Consider the following 21696-nt stretch of genomic DNA (forward strand, 5'->3'; position numbering starts at 1 on the left):
CGCGTGCGCATGGCCTTGCGAGCCGTAGCCGATGATCGTGACCTGCTTGCCTTTGATCAGGGAGAGGTCGGCGTCCTTGTCGTAGAAAACTTTCATGTCTGTTCCTTGGCGATATACGGTGAATTCAAATACTGCGTTTTGCTGCCAGGCAGGACTCGCGGGTAGCGCGCCCGGCCCCGGTCGGTTTTGGGTTATCAAACCTTCAGGATGCGCTCGCCGCGCCCGATGCCCGAGCCGCCGGTGCGGACCGTCTCGAGAATCGCGGTTGCGTCGAGCCCTTCGATAAACGCGTCGAGCTTGTCGCTCGCCCCCGTCAATTCGATCGTATAGGTCTTCTCGGTCACGTCGATGATGCGGCCGCGGAATATGTCCGACATCCGTTTCATCTCCTCACGCTCCTTGCCGACCGCGCGTACCTTGATCAGCATCAGCTCGCGCTCGATGTGGGCGCCCTCGGTCAGGTCGACCACTTTCACCACCTCGATCAGGCGGTTCAGATGCTTCGTGATCTGCTCGATCACGTCGTCCGAGCCAATGGAAACGATGGTCATGCGCGACAGCGAACGGTCTTCGGTCGGCGCCACCGTCAAGGTTTCGATGTTGTAGCCGCGTGCCGAAAACAGACCGACGACGCGCGATAACGCGCCCGGTTCGTTTTCGAGCAGCACAGAAATAATGTGTCTCATGATCGCTTCTTCCAGATTTCGACTATCGATTTATTCGCACCCGCCGCGCCGCTTCGCTCGCATTGCGCCTTTCGTGAAGGCGCGCGTGGCAAAGCCGGCGGCAACAGGCATCGTTATAGATCTTCCGCACCAAGCAGCATCTCGGTGATGCCCTTGCCGGCCTGAACCATCGGCCAGACGTTTTCGGTCGGATCGGTCTGGAAGTCGAGAAATACCGTGCGATCTTTCAGGCGCAGCGCTTCCTTCAACGCGCCTTCGACATCTGCGGTCTTCTCAATGCGCATGCCGACATGGCCATACGCTTCGGCGAGCTTCACGAAATCGGGCAGCGCAACCATGTACGAATGCGAATAGCGCTTGCTGTATTCGATCTGCTGCCACTGGCGCACCATGCCCAGGTAGCGGTTGTTAAGCGAAATGATCTTTACCGGCGTGTCGTACTGCTTGCACGTCGACAGTTCCTGGATGCACATCTGGATCGAGCCTTCGCCGGTGATGCACACCACTTCGTCGTCCGGATGCGCGATCTTCACGCCCATCGCGGCCGGCAAGCCGAAGCCCATCGTGCCGAGGCCGCCCGAGTTGATCCAGCGACGCGGCTTGTTGAAGCGATAGAACTGCGCGGCCCACATCTGGTGCTGGCCGACGTCCGAGCAGACGAATGCATTGCCGTCGGTCAGTTCCCACAGCTTTTCGACCACGTACTGCGGCTTGATGATGTCGCTCTTGCGGTCGAACTTCAGGCAATCTTTCGCACGCCAGCCTTCGATGTCCTTCCACCACGCGGCAATCGCTTCGGTGTCGGGGCCATGCTCGGCCGTTTGCAGTTGCTCGATCAGCTCCTTCAGCACTTCCTTCACGTCGCCGACGATCGGAATATCGACCTTCACGCGCTTCGAAATGGACGAAGGATCAATGTCGATATGAATGATCTTGCGCGGCCGCGACGCGAAGTGCGCCGGGTCGCCGATCACGCGGTCGTCGAAGCGCGCGCCGATTGCGATCAGCACGTCACAGTGCTGCATCGCCATGTTCGCTTCGTAGGTGCCGTGCATGCCGAGCATGCCGAGGAATTTCTTGTCGCTCGCGCGGTAGCCGCCCAGACCCATCAGCGTATTGGTAACCGGGTAGCCGAGCAGATCGGCGAACTGGTTCAGTTCGCGCGCCGCATCCGCGAGGATGATGCCGCCGCCGGTGTAGATATACGGTCGCTTCGCGGACAGCAGCAGCGACACCGCCTTGCGGATCTGGCCGGAATGGCCTTTCGTGACCGGGTTATACGAGCGCAGCGCGACGGACTTCAGCGGCTCGTACTGACAGGGCATTTTCGACACGTCTTTCGGAATGTCGATCAGCACCGGACCGGGCCGGCCGGTACGCGCGATATAAAACGCTTTCTTGACGGTGGCGGCCAGCTCGCGCACGTCCTTCACGAGGAAGTTGTGCTTCACGCAGGGCCGCGTGATGCCGACCGTGTCGCACTCCTGGAACGCATCCTGACCGATCGCGGCGGTAGGCACCTGACCGGTGATGATCACCATCGGGATCGAATCCATGTACGCGGTCGCGATACCGGTTACCGCGTTGGTCACGCCGGGACCGGAGGTCACGAGGCAGACGCCGACCTTGCCGGTCGAGCGCGCATACGCATCGGCCGCATGAACCGCAGCCTGCTCGTGGCGCACGAGCACGTGCTGAAACTTGTCCTGCTTGTAAAGCTCGTCGTAGATGTAGAGTACCGAGCCGCCGGGATAGCCCCAGACGAATTCGACTTCTTCGTCGGCCAGCGCGCGCATGAGCACGGTGGCGCCGATTGACTCAGCTTCGTGTTGGGGAGTGGTATCCGACGTGGAGAATTCCGCGCTGGGCATATTCATCGTTCACCTTTCGAATTTTCGGCAAAAAATTGATCGGGTGCTCTCTGCCGGGCTTGTGGCTCGGGTTCAAGCGGCGCGTCCAGTTTGACCGGCGGACTTCATGGGCCCGCCTCAAATGAGACTAGTCACTTATGTTGCGAACCGGTGACGATAGCGGCTGGCGGCGTTTCGGTCAAGAAATTATTTCCGCGCGAGGGCACTATCCGGCACCAATGGGATCATTTTCCACGCGCGACGGCTTTACTACCGCTTACCCGATATTCGCAAATGCACGGCGGCCATTGCATTCGCTCGCCGTTTGCGGTCCATTTGCCGGGCATTTCCGGGAAGAGCGAAGCGCGATTGCCAAACGGAAATTGCCAAACGCATTAGCGAAGGCTTGCATTTACCAAACGTTTGCCGACGGACTTGCCCGATTTCCCCTGGTCGACGCCAATTTTTGTTAGCATCCGCGAGTTTTACGACATTTTTCGGCCGTTGCTGCCCGCGTCAATTCCCGGCCGCCTTTATCCACCGATCCCGCACGCGCCCGCAACGCCCACTCAGCACGGATGGCATCAGACAAAGAACTCGCCGATTTTCTGGCGGGCGTCGAAAGGCGCGCGTTCAAGCAGACGGTTTACGCCGTCCGCGATGACGATGCCGCGCTCGACATCGTGCAGGACGCCATGATCAAGCTCGCCGAGAAATACGGCGATCGCCCCCCGGCTGAGCTTCCGCTTTTGTTTCAGCGTATTCTGCAGAATGCGACGCACGACTACTTTCGCCGCCAGAAAGTGCGCAATACGTGGGTCAGTCTGTTCTCGTCGCTGGCGGGCGCCGATGACGACGAGTTCGACCCGCTCGAGACCATCGATGCGCAGGAAAGCACCGCGGGCGCCGAAAGCGGCGAAGAACGGCTCGCTCGCGAACAGATTCTGCAGTTGATCGACGAGGAAATCCAACGATTGCCGGCACGTCAACGGGAGGCGTTTCTGATGCGTTACTGGGAAGATATGGATGTCGCCGAGACTGCCGCCGCGATGGGCTGCTCGGAAGGCAGTGTGAAGACCCACTGCTCCCGAGCCACGCACACGCTGGCCCAGGCGCTCAAGGCCAAAGGAATCACGCTATGAGCTCCGCTCACGATAAAGAAATCGAGTTCGCATGGCAGGTGCGCCGTGCGCTCGACGAAAACGCCGCGCGCATCCCCTCCGCCACGGTCGACCGGCTCGCCGCCGCGCGCCGCACCGCGCTCGCGCGCAAGAAGCCGGAAGCCGTGCGTGCACCCGCGTTCGCGCCGGTCCTCGTAGCGGGCCCGGCGGCGCTGCCGGCAGCCGCAGGAAACCTGTCGCCGCGCCGCGGCTCGAAGCTGCGCCGCTTTGCGCTCGCATGGCCGATCGCCGCGCTGGTCGTCGGACTCGTCGCAATCGCGTATTGGGAAGACCAGCAGCGCACCGCGGAGCTCGCCGATATCGACGCCGCGATGCTCAGCGACGATCTGCCGCTCACGGCCTACCTCGATCACGGTTTCAACGCGTATCTTTCACGCGCACGGTAGGACGAGGAGAGTCGACGGGTGAGTTACAAGCGCGGCCTTGCCGTTGTCAATGGATGCGTGATCGCGGGCGTGGTGGCGTACGCGGCCACGTATCCACGCTTCCATCCGCCGGCGCCCGCCCACGCCACCGCGCCGGCGAATGCGCCACAGGCCGCATCGAAGCCGGCCGCGCCGGCGCTTGCCGTCGACATTCCGGGCTTGCAGAAGGACGGTCCGCTTGCATGGTCGCGGCTCACCAATGCCGAGCACATCGCGCTCGCCCCGTTCGCGTCGCAGTGGGATACGTTCAGCGACGCGCGCAAACGCAAATGGCTGAAAATTGCGGCGCGCTACCCGAAGATGTCGCCCGAAGCGCAGAAGCACCTGCACGAGCAGATGACCGAATGGGTCAGGATGACGCCCGAGCAGCACCGCATCGCCCGCGAGAACTATCAGATCTCGAAGGGGCTGTCGCGCGAGACGCGGCAAAACGCGTGGAAGGCCTATCAGGAACTGCCCGAAGAGCAGAAGGAACGGCTCGCCGCCAGCGAACACCGACGGCGGCCGACGGTGGTGAGCGCGCCGCCGTCGGGCAAGACCGAGCTCAAGGACATCAACCGGCTGGTGAACGGCAAGGATCGCGCGGCAAGCGGCGCGGCGGGCAAGCCGGCGCCGGGCGCGTCCGGCGTGTCGGGTGGAAACGGCGCGCCGGCGGCGCTTGCATCAGCCGCGGTCGCGGCATCGATGCCGACTGTGCCGTCGATGCCGTCCGCGCCCAGTGATGTGCCGCCCACGCCGACTCCGGTGTCGCCGGCTGATGCGCCGGCGGCGTTCAACGGGTCGTAAGCAAGGCGCGTGCGGGGCGGACCTTGGAGGTTGCCCCCGAGGCTGCTCCTGAGGCTGGCCCGCGAATTCGCCGCGGGATGCCTGCGGTGTCGACGTGACGCACACTGCAGGCAGACCGCGAGGCCAATTACAGTGAAAACCGCCAGCCGACTGCGTACCCACCTACGCGTCGCAACCGGCGCGCCAGTTGTCTTCTGAGTCTTTTCCCTGATTCCCGCCTCTGGACTTTTCCGTAATTCTCGCGGCTGCGGTGTGCCACTGCTGATTCCCGCGGTTCACGCGCCCGACCACTCGACTCGATGAAACAGCCCGCTTCCACCCCAAACACTGCGATCGCCAGACCCACCGATGCATCGTCGCCGTCGCCAGCCGCCGCGCCGCAAGCACCGGTCCGATCGCCGACGCCCTCGGTGCGCCGGCGGCTTGCGACGCTCGTCTACGAAGGCGTGATCCTGTTTGGCGTCGTGTTTCTCGCCGGCTATCTGTTCAGCACGCTCACGCAGCAGCGCAACGGGCTCGAGCATCGCGACTGGCTTGCCGCGTGGATCGGCATTGTGGTCGGGGTGTACTTCGTCTGGTGCTGGACGCACGGCGGACAAACACTGCCGATGAAAACCTGGCGTCTGCGCGTCGTACGCGCGAAGGACGGCGCGCCGCTATCGTGGACGCGTGCGCTCGCGCGCTATCTGCTCGCATGGCTATGGTTTCTGCCGCCGCTCGCACTGCATCCGCTAATCGGACTGACGGTACCGCATACGCTGGCGGCCACCGCGCTCTGGTTCGTCGCCTGGGCGGCTACTGCGCACGTTTTCGCCGACCGCCAGTTCCTGCACGACCGGCTCGCGGGCACACGCATCGTCGCGGTTATCCGCTAAGCTGGCCAAGCGCCTCAGCCTCAGCTACCGCACGCCCGCATCACCCGGCCCCGACGGCGGCGTTCGCGGCGCCTGCAGTGCCACGCGGCGCCCACGCAGCCGCGCGAGCATCGTCTGCGGGTTCATCCGCGTTTGCTGCAGGAACACCGCGATCACGATAATCAGCCCTTTGAGCCGACGCGTTTTCATGAGGCCGCGCACGGCAAACACCGGTAAAACGCCGCTTTACTGTCCGCAATCGCGGCACCCAACGACCTCATTCACAACGATGTATCGCACGCACAACACCGGTGTTGCGTAATAAGAAATTCTCGTGAATGTCACGGCTCCGTCATCCCGCAATGGCGCAATGCGGGTACTGCAACCCGACGGCTGAGCCATGGACCCAAAAACGTCCGCGACTTCCCTGTTCCGCCAGACTGGCCCGAGTGTCGACCCCGTCGGCTTCGGCCCCAACGCCCCCTCCGCCACTTCGATTCCGCTGCCGCCCCTCCCCGTCATTCCGCCCATCACCGGCGAAGCGCAGCATGACGACAATCCCGATGAAGTGCATCGCTACCGAACGATCTGGCTGTCGGATATCCACCTCGGTTCGAGCGGCTGCCAGGCGAATTACCTGCTCGATTTCCTGCGGCATAACGAGTCGGAATACATGTACCTGGTCGGCGACATCATCGACGGCTGGCAGCTGAAGAAAGGCTGGTACTGGCCGCAGGCACACAACGACGTCGTGCAGAAAATCCTGCGCAAGGCGCGCAAGGGCACGCAGGTTATTTATATTCCTGGCAATCACGACGAAGCCGCGCGGCAATACTGCGATCTCGCGTTCGGCGATATCCATGTGCGCGGCGAAGCGTTCCACACCACACTGGCCGGCCAGCGCCTGTGGATCGTGCACGGCGATCTGTTCGACGGCGTGATCCAGCATGCGAAGTGGCTCGCGTATCTCGGCGACACGCTATACACGCTGATTCTCGTGCTGAACCGCTGGTTCAACCGGATCCGCAGCAGGCTCGGCTTCCAGTACTGGTCGCTGTCGCAGTACCTGAAGCATCAGGTGAAAAACGCAGTGAATTTCATCTCGTCGTTCGAGCGCGTGATGACCGACGAAGCGCGCCGCCGCGGCTGCGACGGTGTCGTGTGCGGGCATATCCACAAGGCGGAGATTCGCGATATCGACGGCGTGCTGTATTGCAATGACGGCGACTGGGTCGAAAGTCTGTCGGCGCTCGTCGAGACATTCGAAGGCGAACTGAAGGTGATCTACTGGACCGTGATGCAAGCGCCACCGGTGCGCGAGCAGAAGGCCCGCGCAACCGTGTAATGCGCGGAAGCACAGCTCTCGCGCCGTGACGCGGTAGACACAGCGCGAGAGCCGTGCTCCCCCGTTTTTCCCCACTTCTTTGGACAAGGGCCACACCGATGAAGATCATGATCGTCACCGACGCATGGGAGCCGCAGGTCAATGGCGTCGTCCGGACGCTGAAGAACACGACGCGCGAACTCACCGCGCTCGGCCATCGCATCGAAATGCTCACGCCACTCGAGTTCAAGACGATTCCGTGCCCGACGTATCCGGAGATTCGCCTGTCGCTGTTGCCCAAACGCCATCTGCACAGGCGCATCAACGAGTTCGCGCCCGATGCGCTGCATATCGCGACTGAAGGTCCACTCGGCCTTGCCGCGCGCGCGTATGCAATCAAGCACAAGCTGCCGTTCACGACTGCGTATCACACGCGCTTTCCGGAGTATGTGCAGGCACGCTTCGGCATTCCGCTCGCGTGGACGTATCGCTTCCTGCACTGGTTCCACAAGGCATCGCTCGCGGTGATGGCGCCCACGCCGGTCGTCAAGGCGGACCTCGAAAAGTACGGCTTCACGAACGTCGTGCTGTGGACGCGCGGCGTCGATCTCGACATCTTTCATCAGATGGACTCGAAGGTGCTCAATACCGCGCGGCCGATCTTTCTGTATGTCGGGCGCGTCGCGGTGGAGAAGAACGTCGAGGCTTTCCTGAAGCTCGATTTGCCGGGTTCGAAATGGGTCGCCGGTGAAGGTCCGGCGCTGGGCGAGCTGAAGTCGCGCTATCCGGAAGTCAACTATCTCGGCGTGCTGTCGCAACCGGAGCTCGCCAAAGTGTATGCAGCTGCCGACGTATTCGTGTTCCCGAGCCGCACGGACACGTTCGGTCTCGTGCTGCTCGAGGCGCTCGCATGCGGCACGCCGGTCGCCGCGTTCCCGGTCACCGGCCCGATCGATGTGCTCGGCGACGGCGGCGCCGGCGCGATGGACGAAGATTTGCGCGAAGCCTGTCTTGAAGCGCTGAAGATCGATCGCAACCACGCACGCGCGTGGGCCGAGCGCTTCTCGTGGACGGCGGCTTCCGAGCAGTTCGCCGCGCATCTGAAACCGTTGCCGCGCGGCGCGTATCCGCGCGAAGAAAGCGCTGCCGCTTGACGCGCCGCTCACGCGGGCCCTCGGTACCCTCAGGCACCCCTATGCGAGCCAGACACTCGGACATGCTGCGCGCGTCGCCACGCGCGCAGCATGATGACGAAGCCCATCGCGACGGCGACGATCCGTTCGCCGATATTCACGATGATGCGCGCGATCGTGCAGCCGGACATCGGCGAGCCGATGAAGCGGACAGCGCGCACCTGGCCGATGGGGATCGTGCGAATCATGCGCAACGACTGGACCGTGCAGACCGAAGCACGCACGGCGCCGATCGCGATCGCCAACGATCGCCGGACGGATCGGCCGCGCACGCGAGCCGCGATGACGACGCGATCGCGGCGTCCGCGCCGGCAAGCATGCGCTATGCTGGACAACCGACCTCGCCCAGGAAGCACGCAATGCGCTCCCCGTTGTCCACGCGCAACGAACCCGCCGACGCTCACGAACCGCTCGGGCCGGACGATCCGCTCGCCCCGTTGCCGTTCAACCCGTACAAGGGTAATCGCGGGCTCACGCGCGCATGGCATGCGATGAAAAACTCGCTGGCCGGCTTTCGCGTCGCGATCCGCGAAGAAAGCGCGTTTCGCCAGGAACTGACGCTCGCGGCGATTCTCGTGCCGTGCGGTCTCGTGGTGCCGGTCGAGCCGGTCGCGCGCGTGCTGTTGCTCGGCTCGGTGCTGCTGGTACTGATCGTCGAATTGCTGAACTCGAGCGTCGAAGCGGCGATCGACCGTATTTCGCTCGAGCGTCACGAGCTGTCGCGGCGCGCGAAAGACCTCGGCAGCGCGGCGGTGATGGTCGCGCTGTTCATGTGCGTGATGACCTGGGTGCTGATCGTCGGGCCGCTTGTCGTGCGCTGGACTGGCATGCTGATGCACTGAAAGCTGGCATGCCTGAAGGGCCTGAGATAAAGACTGAATAAATCCTGCAAGGCCGGCCGGGGATTCGAACGGTCGGTTTATAATCCTCAAATACTCTCATCAATACCCTATTGCACCGGGCGGACCCGCCGCCGCATCATGCGGCTTCGCGTCGGCCCGGACATTATTTGAGGGCAGGACGACATGGAAGCCAAACCTCCCCGCCGTACGCGCGAACGGATACTCGAACTGTCGTTGAAGCTCTTCAACGAGATCGGCGAACCGAATGTCACGACGACGACCATCGCCGAGGAGATGGAGATTAGCCCCGGCAATCTCTACTATCACTTCCGCAACAAAGACGACATTATCAACAGCATCTTCAGCCAGTTCGAGCAGGAGATCGAAAAGCGGCTGCGCCTGCCGGACGATCACCGCGCGACGATCGACGAGATGTGGTCGTATCTGCAGTACATGGTCGAATTTACGTGGCGCTACCGCTTCCTGTATCGCGATCTGAACGACCTGCTCGCGCGCAACCGGATGCTCGAGATGCACTTCAAGCAGATCATCAGCCACAAGGTGCGCTTTGCCGGGCAGTTCTGCGAGCAGCTGGTGGCGGACGGCGAAATGGTCGCGACACCGGAAGAACTGCACGTGATTGCGACCAACATCGGCGTGATCGGCACGTATTGGCTGTCGTATCAGTTCGTGATGAACCCGCGCAAATATAACGACCAGGATTCGATTCGCGCGGAACTGCATCAGGTAAGCGTGCAGATCGTGTCGTTGATGGCGCCGTATTTGCGGGGCCGCTCGCGCGAGCTGTTCGACGACCTCGTATCCGGCAAGCTGCCGCAGCGTGAGTTCTACGACTATCTGCCGCCGCGCGACGGCGCCGCGGCACCCGGTGTCGCGCCGCAAGATCCGCGCGGCGCGATCAAACCCTGACGGTAACGCAAGCATGGGCGCATCCGCGCCATTCGTCGGCGATCGGCTCGACGATTGTTGAAGCCGGAGCGCGGCGCAGTGCATCGCACGCCGCGTCGCTCACGCAACCGCCCGCGATGCGCGATCATGCAGTTCCCCGTCCAGGCAAACACCAACCAGCAGCAAGGATGTGAACTGATGAAAGCAGTATGTGTCTATTGCGGCTCCTCGAACGGAGCCAAACCTGTTTATGGTGAAGCGGTACAGGCGTTCGGCCGCGCATTGGTCGAAGCGGATCTCTCGCTCGTTTATGGCGGCGGCAAGGTCGGCCTGATGGGCATGATTGCCGATTCGGTAATGGCGGCAGGCGGCCGCGCGATCGGCGTGATTCCGGAGTTGCTGGTCGACAAGGAAATCGGCCATCACGGGTTGACCGAACTGCACGTCGTGCCCGACATGCATCAGCGCAAGAAGATGATGGCGGATCTGTCCGATGCATTCGTCGCGCTGCCGGGCGGCGCGGGCACGCTCGAAGAACTGTTCGAGGTGTTCACGTGGTCGCAGCTCGGCTATCACCACAAGCCGGTCGCGGTGCTGAATATCGCCGGGTTCTACGACCCGCTGATCGCGATGCTCGACCACACGGTGCGCGAAGGCTTCACGCAGCGCACGTACTTCGATACGTTGCAGATCGATAGCGACCCGACCGCGCTGATCGGCAAGCTGCAGCGCTATCGGCCGCTGAGCCGGGACAAGTGGTCGCAGCACCGCGACGCCGTATAACGCGATCTCGACTGGCTCTCCTTCGCTGAATCGACGACGAGGCTCCTATGACAAAAGCAGTTCTGATCACCGGCGCGAGCCGCGGCATCGGCCGTGCGACCGCGCGTCTGGCCGCCGCGCGCGGCTGGTCGGTTGGTATCAACTATTCAAGCAATGAAGCGGCCGCGCGCGAAACCGCGGCGCTTGTCGAAGGCGCGGGCGCGCGTGCGCTTCTGTTGCGCGGCGACATTGCTGACGAAGCAGCGGTGATCGCGATGTTCGACGCATTCACGCGGGTATTCGGCCGCCTCGACGGCTTCGTCAACAATGCGGGCATCGTCGCGCCCGGCCTGCCGCTCGCCGACATGGACGCGGCCCGCCTGAAGCGCATCTTCGATACCAACGTGTTCGGCGCGTATCTATGTGCGCGCGAAGCGGTGCGGCGCATGTCGATGCAACGCGGCGGCCATGGCGGCGCGATCGTCAATCTGTCGTCGGCGGCGGCCCGGCTGGGCTCGCCAAACGAGTATGTCGATTACGCGGGCTCGAAGGCCGCGATCGATACGCTGACGATTGGTCTGTCGAAGGAAGTCGGCCCGCAAGGTGTGCGCGTGAACGCGGTGCGCCCGGGTCTTATCGACACCGAGATCCACGCGAGCGGCGGTCGTCCCGATCGCGCCGCGGTGCTCGGCGCGCAAACGCCGTTGGGCCGCGCGGGCAGCGCCGATGAAGTCGCGGAATCGATTGTGTGGCTGTTAAGCGATGCGGCGTCGTATGTGACCGGCGCGATTATCGATGTAACCGGTGGACGTTAACGTACGAGCGGCACAAGCAGCACAAGCAGCACGCGCGTCGCATCGCGCATATCGTCACGCAGCCGTTCAGAACCGCGATCCCGGCTCGCGCAGGAACGCGATTTCTTCTGCTGTCGATTGACGGCCAAGCAGCGCGTTGCGATGCGGAAAGCGCCCGAAGCGCTCGATGACTTTCGCGTGCCGCACCGCTGAGCGTGCATACGACGGATCGAGCCCGTACGCGTCGAGCAGCGTGTAGAGCCGCACGCTTTCGCGCTGGCCCTCGATGGTCTCATCGTGTTCGAGCGGGCTATACACGAACGCGCGATGGTAGACCGTCGGCAGCACCGCATCGCTACCCGCTTCGATCATCGCGCGCGCAATGCTCACCGCGTGCGCGTCGCCGTCGTACATGCGCGGCGTGCCGCGATGGCAGTTGCGCGTGAACTGGTCGAGCACGACCACCAGCGCGATCGACCCGAGCGGCGTCGCGCGCCACCCGTCGAGTTCATGCACAAGCGCCGCTTCGATCAACGCGCCGAACCGTGCGCGCAGCATCGCGTCGAACGCGTCGTTGCGTTTGTACCAGCACTTGCGGTCCGTCCCGTACTCGCTCGAACCGGGCGCGCCGAACCAGCAGTCGAGCACGTCGCGCGGGCGCGCGTCGAGCGACGCATAGTCGCGCTCCGCCGAGTAGGCTTGCGCATCGAAGCGCGTGCTCACACGAGCTCCAGCACCAGCCGCCGCGTGCGCGCACTCTTCTTCTCGAGCTTCGCAACGCGCAGCGCACCAATCTCCTGCGTATTACGCACATGCGTGCCGCCGCACGGTTGCAGATCGACCCCTTCGATACGCAGCAGCCGCACGCGGCCCAAACCCATCGGCGGCTTCACACTCATCGTGCGGACCAGTTCGGGCCGCGCGGCCATTTCGTCGTCGGTGATCCATTCGGTCGCGACACCGTGCGCACCGCCGACCAGTTCCGCGAGCCGCGCTTCGACCTGCTCGCGTTCGATCGGCTCGACGGTCGCGAAGTCGAGGCGCGCGTATTCGGTCGTGATGCTGCAGCCGTCGACGGCATACGGCAGCACCGCGCACATCAGATGGCTCGCGGTATGCAGCCGCATATGCCGGTAGCGGCGCGTCCAGTCGATCTCCGCGCGCACGCGCTCGCCGGCGGCTATGCGCGCGAGCAGCGCGTGCTGGCCCGGCGCGGGCACGTGGACCGCGTCGTCCGGCGTCGCGCCTTCGAACTTCGCCTTGCGCGTGTCCGCGATCTCGACGCGCGTACCGTCCGCGAGCACCAGCGCGCCGGCGTCGCCCGCCTGGCCGCCGCCGAGCGGATAGAACACAGTCTGGTCCAGATGAATGCCAAGTTCATCGACTGCGGTAATCGTCGCGTCGCAACCGGTCAGGTACGCGTCTTCGCGAAAGAGTGCGCGAGTCGCCATGGGGGGATCTCCTTGTATCGTCGTTGCTGTCGTTCGCCAACGCTTCGGGTGCCGAAGCATTTGCGCAAAGGCGGCGGATATCGTGATGAAACGGCTTAGCCCGGCCGATTGCGCATCCAGTCCGCGGTATCGAAAAACGACCTCAGCAGCCGTTCGCGCAGTGCTTCGGATAACCCGACATCTTCCATCGCCCACGCCATGCAGCGCAGCCACTGGTCGCGCTCGCTCGACGCAATCGCGAACGGCAAATGCCGCGCGCGCAGCCGTGGATGGCCGAAGCGGTCTTCATAGTGGCTCGGGCCGCCAAGCCAGCCGCACAGGAACCAGAAAAACTTGTCACGCGAGCCTTCGAGGGTCGGCGGATGCAGCGCGCGAATGCCCGCGAAATCGGGCTCGAGGTCCATCAGATCGTAGAAGCGGTCGACTAGTTCGCGCACGCGCGTTTCGCCTCCCACCAGTTCGAACGCGGTTGGTTGCGCCAGCGTTGCGTCGTTAGAGTCGGTCATACGAGGAAAAGCAGGTTCGTTTCAATAGGGAAGTGCGCCGTGGCACACGTGGATCAAGCGAGTTGCGGCGCGAATTGCATCGCGGGTTGCATCGCGGGTTGCATCGCATTTTGCGAGCTCAGCAGCGCGGTCACATCGCGACGTACACCGCGGGTTCCATCACAGTCCGCGCACGCTCGGCATCGCGGCCGCAACCCGTTCACGCGTCACGTAGCGATTGCAGCGCCGGGCGCATCAGCACGTGCCGCAAGCTGAGCCACCCGCCCAGACCCGCACACACGACACCCGCCGCGATACCGGCCGGCAGCAGCCACGGATCGAACGCGAGATAGAAGTCGAACACGCGCGTCGCGAGCACCACGCCAATCAGTTGCGCGCCGAACGCCGCCATCAGTCCGGACAACGCACCGACCGCGACGAATTCCGCAATCTGCACGGCTCGCACCTGGCGGTGCGACGCGCCGAGCGCGCGCAGCAACGCGGATTCTCGCATGCGCTCGTCGCGTGTGCCGGCCAGCGCCGCGTACAGCACCAGCACACCGGCCACCAACGTGAACAGGAACAGGAACTGCACCGCGTCGATCACCTGCTCCATCACCGCTTGCACCTGCGCGAGAATCGGCGCGGTGTCGATCGCGGTGAGGTTCGGATACACGCCGATCAGCCCATCGATCGCCGCGCGCTGTTCAGGCGGCACATGAAAACTGGTGATGAACGTCGCCGGGAAATCCTTCAGCGCGGCCGGCGGCATCAGCACGAAGAAATTGACCTTGAACGAGCCCCAGTCGAGCTTGCGCACGCTCGTCACCGGCGCGTCGATCGACAGGCCTGTCACATCGAAACGCAGTGTGTCGCCAGGCTTCACGCCGATTATTTTCGCGAGCCCCTGTTCGATCGAAATCTGCGGTTTGTCGGTGTTGCCGTACCACTGGCCGGCTTCGATCCGGTTGTCGTCCGGCAGTTGCGTCGTATACGACAGATTGAATTCGCGGTCGACCAGGCGCCGCGCATCCTCGCTCCTGTACGAATCCGGGTTGACCGGCTTGCCGTTGATCGCGGTCAGCCGGCCGCGCACCATCGGCGACATCTCGACGTCAGGAAAGCCGTGCCTGGCCAGGTACTGCATAACCGCATCGCGCTGGTCGGGCTGGATATCGATGATGAACTCGTTCGGCGCATCGGGCGGCGTCGACTTCCGCCAGCCCGCGACCAGGTCGTCGCGCGTCATCGCGATCAGCAGCAGGCACATCAGGCCGATCGCCAGTGCGGTGATCTGCAGCGCGCTCGCATTCGCGCGCCGCTCGAGCGACGCAAGCGCATAGCGCCAGCCGATGCCGACCGCGAAGCGCTCGCTGCGCACGATGCGCGCCGCGCCCCACAGCGCCGCGCGCGCAATGCAGGTGAACACCAGCAGTCCGCCCGCGAAGCCGCCGGCGACGATCCCGCCCAGTTTCAGTTCGCCGGCCGCGAGCACCAGCAAGCCCGCGAACAGCACGACGCCGAGCGCATACGCAGCCCATGCGGTGCGGCCCGCGTCACCCCACTCGCGGCGCAGCACGCGCACTGGCGGCACGCGGGTCAACGGCAACAGCGGCGGCAACGCGAAGCCGAGCAGCAGCACGAGGCCGGCCGCGATGCCTTCGAACGCGGGCCACGCGCCCGGATACGGCAGCACGACGCCGATCAGCCCACCGAGCCAGCGCAACAGCGCGAAATGCCCGACAAAACCGAGCGCGATACCGATCAGCCCGCCAATCACGCCCAGCCCGACGAATTCGAGCACGAACAGCGCGCGCAGCGTGCGTTGACTGACGCCGAGGCAACGCATCGCCGCACAGCTATCGAGATGCCGGCGCATATAGCGATGCGCAGCCATCGCGATCGCGACGGCCGCGAGCAACGCGGTCAGCAGCGACACCAGCGTCAGGAAGTGGCGCGCGCGATCGAGCGTCTGGCGTACCTGCGGCTGGCCGTCCTGCAGCGATTCGAGGCCGACGCCGCGCATCTTGCCGCCGTCGACGCGCTGATGCGCCCACTTTGCGAACGAGTCGACCGCCGCGTCGCTGCCCGCGACCAGCAGCCGGTACGTGACGCGGCTGCCGTACGAAATCAGCCCGGTCGACGCGAGGTCCGCTTCATTGAGCATCAGCCGTGGCGAAAAGTTGACGAACGCGAAGCCGCGGTCGAGCTCCTTCGTGATCACCGCGCCGATCGTGAAATCGCGGCCGCCGACTTTCACGGTATCGCCGACATGCACCTTCAGTGAATCCAGTAATTGCTGGTCGACCCACACGGTGCCGGGCGGCGGAATCGAGCGCGCCGCGGCGTCGGGCGCATCCGGTTCCGGCGCAATGCGCAGCGCACCGCGCAGCGGATAGCCAGCCGAAACCGCCTTGACCGCGGCAAGCCGCGACAATGGCTGCGCGGCCGTCGAATTGATCATGCTGGGGAAAATCGCGGTCGTCGCGGTCTCGAGACCGAGCGACTTCGCCTGGGTGGCGAAAGTCGGATCGACCGGATGGTCGGCACGGACAATAAAGTCGGCGGCAATCATCCGGCGCGCATCGCGCTCGAGCCCCTGATGCAGCCGGTCAGCCAGAAAGCCGACGCTGGTGAGCGCCGCGACCGCGAGCACCAGTGCGACCAGCAGCATCGTCAGCTCGCCGGCGCGCCAGTCGCGTGATGTCATCAGCGCCGCTTGCCGCACGAGGTCGCCGATGCTGAGCCGGCGCTGTTGCACAGGCAGCGAGCGCTCGCGCGCCGCCGCCGCATTTTTTATTTCACTGACCGGCGCGCTCAATCGTGCCGGCTCCGTGCAAGACGCGACACCATATGCGTCGCCATACCGCGAAAGCCGCCCTGCACCCCGCGCCACAGCCGCGGCAGCACCCAGCTCACGACCACCAGAAAACCAACCAGCAATACGAGGAACGCGACCGGCGCGAACAGCGCGAGCAGCAGGCCGCCGAACACCATGCCGTCCTCGGCGGTCGACGTCACGACGTTCGACACCGGCTCAGGCGACAGATTGATCAGCGCACGGGTGCCGGCCTTCGTCAGATGCGCGGTGCCGGCGAGCGTGCCGCCCGCGAGCGCCGCGACGGTCAGGAGCGCCGGATCGGCATGGCCGAGCGCGCCCGCGGCCAGCACGGCGCCGGCCGGAATCCGGATAAACGTGTGAATCGCGTCCCACAGCGAATCGAACGCGGGAACCTTGTCGGCGAGGAACTCCGCGAGCGTCAGCGCCGCGGCAACGCCGATCACCCACGACGAACTCAGCGCGGACAGCGTGTCAGGCAGGTGGATCACGCCGAAGCGCGCCAGCAGGCCGGCGATCAGGACCGTCAGATAGAGGCGCAGCCCGCTGCCCCATGACAGGCCTGCTGCTAGCGAAAGGGGTTCAAGCATGGCCGCCTCCTGAGACGCGCCGCGCGCGCCTCGTACTCCACGCGGCCTGCAGCGTGAAGCACGTCCGTGCGCCCCGCCCCGCAGAAACCGCCGAGTCCGCATGGCATAAGGCCGCACGGAACGAGTTCAGGTTGGAATGGGCTTCATTATAGCCACGTCGTTTCAGAATCCGCCGATTGAAGGCGGGAAACGGTGTGGCGAAAAGCGGACTTTATTCACATCGGCTGAAGATTGCGGCGGCGAGCCCGTCGTATCGCCTAATAAGGGCGGCTGAAAAACGGACGAGCTGCGCCGGAAAACGGACGGACTGCACGCCGGAACGGACCGCTAAACGGTGAACAGGCAACGGCCCGGATGAACAGCGCCTGCCAGACGCCGCCCCGAGGAACACCCGCACGGCGCGAACACCGCCCCGGCGACCACCGCGCGCCGCTCCAGCCCTGAACGCCCTGAACGCTCTGAATGCCCAAAACGGGTCAGTGCCCCGACGACAGCTTCAGCCCGATCAACCCGATCACGATCAGCAGCGCGCTGGCGACGCGCGGCAGCGTGAGCGCCTCACCCATCATCACGATGCCGAACACAAACGCGCCGACCGCGCCGATGCCGGTCCATACCGCGTACGCAGTGCCGAGCGGCAACTGACGCATCGCCATCGCAAGCAGCACGAAGCTGCCGAGCGCGGTGACGACGGTGAACACCGACGGCCACAGCCGCGTAAAACCATCCGAGGATTTGAGGCCCGCCGCCCACGCCACTTCGAGCAGGCCGGCAATAAACAGAAGAACCCAGGACACGGAACGCTCCCACAGGGTTGGTGGGGTCGTCCCCGTTGAACTCGAGTTCGCAAGGACGTCCTTACGAACTCGTAATTATATCAAACGGCAAATAATGGGACCGGTTCTTATCTGCAAATCGATATATACGCACGGTCACGCGACGCCGACCAGCCGGTACCCAACCCCCGTCTCGGTCACGATATGCTCCGGCTGCGCCGGATCGCGCTCGAGCTTCTGCCGCAGATGCGCCATGTAAATGCGCAGATAGTGATGGCTTTCGACATGCGACGGCCCCCACACATCGCGCAGCAGCTGCCGGTGCGTGAGCACGCGGCCCGCATGCCGCACCAGCGTCGCGAGCAGCCGGTACTCGATCGGCGTCAGATGCACGAGTTCGCCGTCGCGCCACACCTGGCGCAGCGCGAGATCGACGCTCACCGCGCCGAAATGCGCCTGCGGCGAGTCGCTTGCCGCCGCCTGGTTGCGCCGGCGCAGATGCGCGCGAATCCGCGCGAGCAGTTCGGAGACGCCGAACGGTTTCGTCAGATAGTCGTCGGCGCCCGCGTCGAGCGCGGCTACCTTCTCGCTTTCCTGGGTCCGCGCGGACAACACGATCACCGGCAGGTCGCTCCAGCCGCGCAGTTCGCGGATCACATCGAGGCCGTCGGTATCCGGCAGACCGAGGTCGACGATCACGAGGTCCGGCTTGCGCGTCGCCGCTTCGACCAGCCCCTGCTTGCCGGTCTGCGCGTCGTGCACGACGATGCCCTCGCCTTCCAGCGACGCGCGCACGAAGCGGCGAATCTGTTTTTCGTCTTCGATCAGTACGACCGTGATGCTCGGATCACTCATGGGTAGGTTTCGCTAATGTTGTCGGGTCGACCGGGAGATCGCCACTTTCGTTGTGAGCCGCGCCGCCCGGCGCAGCGTCGCCGCCGTCGGTCCGGTCGGCTTGCTCGTCCTGGTCGGCTTCGTCGGTGGCATCGGGCTCGTCTTCGAGCGCATCGAGCACCGGCGGCGGGGTCTCGACCGGCAGCGTGAACCAGAAGCGTGCGCCTTCGATGCGGCCATCCGGTGCGAGCCGATTGGCTGCGCCGATCCTGCCGTCGTGCGCATCGACGATCGCGCGGCAGATCGCGAGACCCAGACCGATGCCGGGCTTCGCCGATTCCTTCTCGCCGCGCGTGAATTTCTCGAAGATACGCGACTCCATGCCGACCGGCAGGCCCGGCCCGGAATCGTCGATGGTGACGCGAACGAACGGTTTGCCGTCTTCGTCGATGCGCTGCGCGCTGATCGCAAGCGGCGTTTCGGGCGACGTATATTTGGCGGCATTTTCGAACAGGTTCGAAAAGAGCCGCTCCATCAGCACCGCGTCGAGCTGCAACAGCGGCAAATCGGCCGGCAGTTGCACTTGCACCGGGTGCTGCCCGAGCACGCGCTTCGACGCGCGCAACGCCGCGCCGACGGTTTCCTCGAGCAGCGACCATTGCCGGTTCAGCTTCAGGCCGCCGGCCTGCAGCCGCGCCATATCGAGCAGGTTCGTGACGATACCGGCCATGCGCATCGATTCTTCGTGGATCGCCTCGACGAGATCGTCGATGGCCCGCGCCTGCGCGTGCGTCGCCTCTTCGAGCGCATCTTCGGACGACGCATGCGCGGCCGCGCCTTCCGCCGCGTTTTGCGCGGCGTGCGCCTGCGCCAGCATCGACGAGAAACCGACGATGGTCGTGAGCGGCGTGCGCAGGTCGTGAGAAATCGCGGACAGCAACGAATTGCGCAAGCGCTCCGACTCCATATTGACCAGTGCATCGCGCGCGATCTCGACGTAGTGCACCCGCTCGAGCGCCAGCGCGATCTGCGCGGCGAACGCGTCGAGCATCCGCTGCTGCTCGGGCACTTCGAGTTCACGCTCGTCCTGCATCTTGACCGCGAGCACACCGCGCGTGCGCATCGGCGCCTTCAGCGGCAGATACAGCGCGGCCGCGGCCGGCAGCGTATCGGTGCCGTGCCCGGCCGGCTTCTGCTGGTCGTACACCCACTGGCCGACGTCGACATCGAGCGTCGCGGCGTCGAGCATGATCTGCGCATCGGGGTCGTCGACTTTCTGCTTCACCTGGTCCGCGCTGTCGGGCAGCAGGATCGCGACGCGCGCGCGGAACACCTCGCTCACATGGCGGCTGCCGATACCGATGATCTGCTCGGTGGTCAACGCGGCGGCCAGTTCGCGCGCCATCGCGTACATCGCGCTGGTGCGCTGCTCGCGCCGCTGCGCGACGCTCGCTTCGCGACGCAGGCTCGACGTCAGATGGCTGATCACCAGCGACGTCAGCAACATGCCGAGGAAGGTCAGCAGATACTGCGTGTCGCTGACCGACAGCGACATGCGCGGCGGCACGAAGAAAAAGTCGAATGCGGCGACGCTCAGGAACGACAGTACGACGCCCGGTCCGCGGCCAAGCCGCACCGCGGTGAAGATCACGCCGAGCAGATACAGCATCACGAGATTCGCCAGATCGATATGACCGATCAGCAGGCTCGCGATAAACGTCACCGCTGCGCAGATCGCGACGGCCCAGCCGTATGCGGAGCGCGGCGAGCGCCGCTCGCGCGCGGTGCGCAGCGCGTCGCGCCATGCGCTCGCGTCGGCGTTCTGCAGCAGCTCGCGCGCGTTGCCGCGTTCGGCCATTGCGCGAATCAGCGTGAGGTCGAGATCGTCCGCACGTTCCGCAAGGCGTTCGCCAAATGGCCTGCGCAGCCAGCGCGAGACGCCGATGCGCGGCGAGCCGCCCGCGACCAGCTTCGATACGTTGCGCACACGCGCATAGCCGACCAGCGTCGCAATCGCATCGGCGCCCGCGAGCGTCGCGGTCTCGGCGCCCAGTTCGGTGGCCAGCCGCAGCGCATTCAACGTGCGTTCGCGCAGCGCATCCGGCAGCCGTTGCAGCTTTGGTGTTTCGACATACACCGCAATCCAGTCCGCCTTCAGCGCGGCTGCGAGACGCGCCGCCGCGCGCACCAGCATCGGCGCCTCGGGCCCGGGCCCCACGCACACCAGCAAACGCTCGCGCGCCTGCCAGATATGCTGGATCGAACGGTCCGCGCGATACTCGCGCATCTGCGCGTCGACACGGTCTGCCGTGCGTCGCAGCGCCAGCTCGCGCAGCGCGATCAGATTGCCTTTGCGAAAGAAGTTGCGCACCGCGCGCTCGGCCTGCTGCGGCAGATACACCTTGCCGTCGCGCATCCGGTCGAGCAGTTCCTCGGCCGGCAAGTCGACGAGCGTCACTTCGTCCGCGCGATCGAACACGCGGTCGGGCACCGTCTCCCACACGCGGATGCCGGTGATCTGTCCGACTACGTCATTGAGGCTTTCGAGATGCTGCACATTGACGGTCGTATAGACGTCGATGCCCGCATCGAGCAGTTCGTACACATCCTGCCAGCGCTTCGCATGCCGCGCGCCGGTCACATTCGAATGCGCGAGTTCGTCGACCAGAATCAGCTGCGGCTTGCGCTCGAGCGCCGCGTCGAGATCGAACTCGGCGAGCAGCCGCCCGCGATACGTAATTCGCGCAAGCGGCAAGACCTCGAGCCCGTCGAGCAACGCGGCGGTCTCGGTGCGGCCGTGCGTTTCCGCGATGCCGACGACCACGTCGACGCCTTCTTCGTGGCGCCGTCGCGCGGCCTGCAACATTGCATAGGTTTTGCCGACGCCGGCGGACGCGCCGAAGAATACCTTCAGCTTGCCGCGCTGGCGCCGTTCTTCTTCACGCTGCAGTTTGCCCAGTAACTCGTCGGGATCAGGTCGGTTCATGCTTTGAGTGGCTTCAATCGATAGCGGGACTTGCTGCATGCTCTGCGCGCCGCATTAATTGATGCCACCCTGTTCACGCAATCCGCTCATGGTGACACGTCCCGAACAAAGCGTGCAAATGGCCGACGT

Annotated in this window: 23 protein-coding genes; 10 read left to right on the forward strand and 13 right to left on the reverse strand. The window is 64.6% G+C overall.

Translation table 11 applies throughout. The annotated features are described in order from the left end of the window. The 3 genes from BX592_RS35325 to BX592_RS32250 all read right to left on the reverse strand — a co-directional run. Window positions 1–96, reverse strand: a 96-nt coding sequence (locus tag BX592_RS35325; RefSeq protein ID WP_134197321.1) for a hypothetical protein, incomplete at its 3' end; no start/stop codon positions are given. Window positions 97–194: 98 nt separating this feature from the next. Beyond that, complete coding sequence (ilvN, locus tag BX592_RS32245; RefSeq protein WP_012432363.1) at window positions 195–686, reverse strand: acetolactate synthase small subunit; 492 nt, start codon at window positions 684–686, stop codon at window positions 195–197. A gap of 113 nt (window positions 687–799) precedes the next feature. After that, a complete protein-coding gene (locus BX592_RS32250) occupies window positions 800–2563 on the reverse strand; it encodes an acetolactate synthase 3 catalytic subunit (protein WP_134197322.1) in 1764 nt (587 codons plus the stop codon). Between the two features lie 551 nt (window positions 2564–3114). On the opposite strand from BX592_RS32250, the gene BX592_RS32255 reads away from it, so the two are divergent. From BX592_RS32255 to BX592_RS32270, 4 genes are all read left to right on the forward strand, one after another. Then, on the forward strand, window positions 3115–3678 hold the full coding sequence (locus tag BX592_RS32255) for an RNA polymerase sigma factor (RefSeq protein ID WP_134197323.1): 564 nt from the start codon (window positions 3115–3117) through the stop codon (window positions 3676–3678). Beyond that, window positions 3675–4103, forward strand: coding sequence for a DUF3619 family protein (locus BX592_RS32260; RefSeq protein WP_134197324.1), 429 nt, complete (start codon window positions 3675–3677; stop codon window positions 4101–4103). The genes BX592_RS32255 and BX592_RS32260 overlap by 4 nt, the downstream gene beginning before the upstream one ends. Window positions 4104–4121: 18 nt before the next feature. Then, a complete protein-coding gene (locus BX592_RS32265) occupies window positions 4122–4928 on the forward strand; it encodes a DUF3106 domain-containing protein (protein ID WP_134197325.1) in 807 nt (268 codons plus the stop codon). Window positions 4929–5227: 299 nt separating this feature from the next. Continuing rightward, entirely contained in the window at window positions 5228–5803 is a 576-nt protein-coding gene (locus BX592_RS32270) for an RDD family protein (protein ID WP_134197326.1), read from the forward strand. A 24-nt stretch (window positions 5804–5827) separates the two neighbouring features. On the opposite strand, the gene BX592_RS34095 is transcribed toward BX592_RS32270, so the two are convergent. Continuing rightward, a complete protein-coding gene (locus tag BX592_RS34095; protein ID WP_166676522.1) occupies window positions 5828–5992 on the reverse strand; it encodes a hypothetical protein in 165 nt (54 codons plus the stop codon). Window positions 5993–6182: 190 nt separating this feature from the next. Here BX592_RS34095 and BX592_RS32275 point away from each other — a divergent pair, with 190 nt between their 5' ends. Next, window positions 6183–7127: a UDP-2,3-diacylglucosamine diphosphatase gene (locus tag BX592_RS32275; RefSeq protein WP_134197327.1), complete on the forward strand. Its 945-nt coding sequence runs from the start codon at window positions 6183–6185 to the stop codon at window positions 7125–7127. Window positions 7128–7225: 98 nt separating this feature from the next. Then, on the forward strand, window positions 7226–8260 hold the full coding sequence (locus BX592_RS32280) for a glycosyltransferase family 4 protein (protein ID WP_134197328.1): 1035 nt from the start codon (window positions 7226–7228) through the stop codon (window positions 8258–8260). A gap of 29 nt (window positions 8261–8289) precedes the next feature. On the opposite strand, the gene BX592_RS34735 is transcribed toward BX592_RS32280, so the two are convergent. Then, window positions 8290–8544 carry a hypothetical protein gene (locus BX592_RS34735; protein WP_243849820.1) on the reverse strand — a complete coding sequence of 85 codons (255 nt, stop codon included), beginning with the start codon at window positions 8542–8544 and terminating at the stop codon, window positions 8290–8292. Between the two features lie 72 nt (window positions 8545–8616). On the opposite strand from BX592_RS34735, the gene BX592_RS34740 reads away from it, so the two are divergent. The 4 genes from BX592_RS34740 to BX592_RS32300 all read left to right on the forward strand — a co-directional run bounded on the left by BX592_RS34740 (window position 8617) and on the right by BX592_RS32300 (window position 11627). Then, the gene (locus BX592_RS34740; protein ID WP_243849821.1) at window positions 8617–9141 is read left to right on the forward strand and encodes a diacylglycerol kinase; all 525 of its coding nucleotides are present in this window, start codon (window positions 8617–8619) and stop codon (window positions 9139–9141) included. A gap of 183 nt (window positions 9142–9324) precedes the next feature. Beyond that, window positions 9325–10071, forward strand: coding sequence for a TetR/AcrR family transcriptional regulator (locus tag BX592_RS32290; RefSeq protein ID WP_134197332.1), 747 nt, complete (start codon window positions 9325–9327; stop codon window positions 10069–10071). Window positions 10072–10248: 177 nt separating this feature from the next. Continuing rightward, on the forward strand, window positions 10249–10833 hold the full coding sequence (locus tag BX592_RS32295; protein WP_134197334.1) for an LOG family protein: 585 nt from the start codon (window positions 10249–10251) through the stop codon (window positions 10831–10833). Window positions 10834–10880: 47 nt separating this feature from the next. Further along, a complete protein-coding gene (locus tag BX592_RS32300; protein ID WP_134197336.1) occupies window positions 10881–11627 on the forward strand; it encodes an SDR family oxidoreductase in 747 nt (248 codons plus the stop codon). A 66-nt stretch (window positions 11628–11693) separates the two neighbouring features. On the opposite strand, the gene BX592_RS32305 is transcribed toward BX592_RS32300, so the two are convergent. The 8 genes from BX592_RS32305 to BX592_RS32340 form a co-directional block, all read right to left on the reverse strand. Continuing rightward, window positions 11694–12329 (reverse strand): DUF924 family protein, encoded by a 636-nt coding sequence (locus BX592_RS32305; protein ID WP_134197337.1) that lies wholly within the window; start codon window positions 12327–12329, stop codon window positions 11694–11696. Further along, window positions 12326–13057: an alanyl-tRNA editing protein gene (locus BX592_RS32310; protein WP_134197339.1), complete on the reverse strand. Its 732-nt coding sequence runs from the start codon at window positions 13055–13057 to the stop codon at window positions 12326–12328. The genes BX592_RS32305 and BX592_RS32310 overlap by 4 nt, the downstream gene beginning before the upstream one ends. Before the next feature lie 95 nt (window positions 13058–13152). After that, complete coding sequence (locus BX592_RS32315) at window positions 13153–13563, reverse strand: group II truncated hemoglobin (RefSeq protein ID WP_134197341.1); 411 nt, start codon at window positions 13561–13563, stop codon at window positions 13153–13155. Between the two features lie 199 nt (window positions 13564–13762). Next, entirely contained in the window at window positions 13763–16252 is a 2490-nt protein-coding gene (locus BX592_RS32320) for an ABC transporter permease (protein WP_134197368.1), read from the reverse strand. Window positions 16253–16359: 107 nt separating this feature from the next. Then, window positions 16360–16971 (reverse strand): DUF4126 domain-containing protein, encoded by a 612-nt coding sequence (locus BX592_RS32325; protein ID WP_134197343.1) that lies wholly within the window; start codon window positions 16969–16971, stop codon window positions 16360–16362. 476 nt (window positions 16972–17447) lie between these two features. Continuing rightward, window positions 17448–17768 carry a quaternary ammonium compound efflux SMR transporter SugE gene (gene sugE / locus BX592_RS32330; RefSeq protein WP_134197344.1) on the reverse strand — a complete coding sequence of 107 codons (321 nt, stop codon included), beginning with the start codon at window positions 17766–17768 and terminating at the stop codon, window positions 17448–17450. A gap of 135 nt (window positions 17769–17903) precedes the next feature. Then, complete coding sequence (gene kdpE, locus BX592_RS32335) at window positions 17904–18602, reverse strand: two-component system response regulator KdpE (protein WP_134197346.1); 699 nt, start codon at window positions 18600–18602, stop codon at window positions 17904–17906. Continuing rightward, window positions 18595–21567, reverse strand: coding sequence for a DUF4118 domain-containing protein (locus BX592_RS32340; RefSeq protein WP_134197348.1), 2973 nt, complete (start codon window positions 21565–21567; stop codon window positions 18595–18597). Before BX592_RS32340 ends, kdpE begins: the two co-directional genes overlap by 8 nt. Between the last annotated feature and the right edge of the window lie 129 nt (window positions 21568–21696).

Source organism: Paraburkholderia rhizosphaerae, from assembly GCF_004366595.1.
Lineage (GTDB): Bacteria > Pseudomonadota > Gammaproteobacteria > Burkholderiales > Burkholderiaceae > Paraburkholderia > Paraburkholderia rhizosphaerae.

Excerpts from the sequence above, each read along its gene's own strand:
- BX592_RS32325 (WP_134197343.1), bottom strand. The coding sequence starts at position 16,971 with ATGCTTGAACCCCTTTCGCTAGCAGCAGGCCTGTCATGGGGCAGCGGG.
- BX592_RS32300 (WP_134197336.1), top strand. The coding sequence starts at position 10,881 with ATGACAAAAGCAGTTCTGATCACCGGCGCGAGCCGCGGCATCGGCCGT.
- BX592_RS32280 (WP_134197328.1), top strand. The coding sequence starts at position 7,226 with ATGAAGATCATGATCGTCACCGACGCATGGGAGCCGCAGGTCAATGGC.
- ilvN (WP_012432363.1), bottom strand. The coding sequence starts at position 686 with ATGAGACACATTATTTCTGTGCTGCTCGAAAACGAACCGGGCGCGTTA.
- BX592_RS32250 (WP_134197322.1), bottom strand. The coding sequence starts at position 2,563 with ATGAATATGCCCAGCGCGGAATTCTCCACGTCGGATACCACTCCCCAA.
- BX592_RS32255 (WP_134197323.1), top strand. The coding sequence starts at position 3,115 with ATGGCATCAGACAAAGAACTCGCCGATTTTCTGGCGGGCGTCGAAAGG.
- BX592_RS32290 (WP_134197332.1), top strand. The coding sequence starts at position 9,325 with ATGGAAGCCAAACCTCCCCGCCGTACGCGCGAACGGATACTCGAACTG.
- BX592_RS32310 (WP_134197339.1), bottom strand. The coding sequence starts at position 13,057 with ATGGCGACTCGCGCACTCTTTCGCGAAGACGCGTACCTGACCGGTTGC.
- BX592_RS32340 (WP_134197348.1), bottom strand. The coding sequence starts at position 21,567 with ATGAACCGACCTGATCCCGACGAGTTACTGGGCAAACTGCAGCGTGAA.
- BX592_RS32260 (WP_134197324.1), top strand. The coding sequence starts at position 3,675 with ATGAGCTCCGCTCACGATAAAGAAATCGAGTTCGCATGGCAGGTGCGC.
- BX592_RS32315 (WP_134197341.1), bottom strand. The coding sequence starts at position 13,563 with ATGACCGACTCTAACGACGCAACGCTGGCGCAACCAACCGCGTTCGAA.
- BX592_RS34095 (WP_166676522.1), bottom strand. The coding sequence starts at position 5,992 with ATGAAAACGCGTCGGCTCAAAGGGCTGATTATCGTGATCGCGGTGTTC.
- kdpE (WP_134197346.1), bottom strand. The coding sequence starts at position 18,602 with ATGAGTGATCCGAGCATCACGGTCGTACTGATCGAAGACGAAAAACAG.
- BX592_RS32320 (WP_134197368.1), bottom strand. The coding sequence starts at position 16,252 with ATGACATCACGCGACTGGCGCGCCGGCGAGCTGACGATGCTGCTGGTC.
- BX592_RS34740 (WP_243849821.1), top strand. The coding sequence starts at position 8,617 with ATGCGCTATGCTGGACAACCGACCTCGCCCAGGAAGCACGCAATGCGC.
- BX592_RS32295 (WP_134197334.1), top strand. The coding sequence starts at position 10,249 with ATGAAAGCAGTATGTGTCTATTGCGGCTCCTCGAACGGAGCCAAACCT.
- BX592_RS32270 (WP_134197326.1), top strand. The coding sequence starts at position 5,228 with ATGAAACAGCCCGCTTCCACCCCAAACACTGCGATCGCCAGACCCACC.
- BX592_RS32275 (WP_134197327.1), top strand. The coding sequence starts at position 6,183 with ATGGACCCAAAAACGTCCGCGACTTCCCTGTTCCGCCAGACTGGCCCG.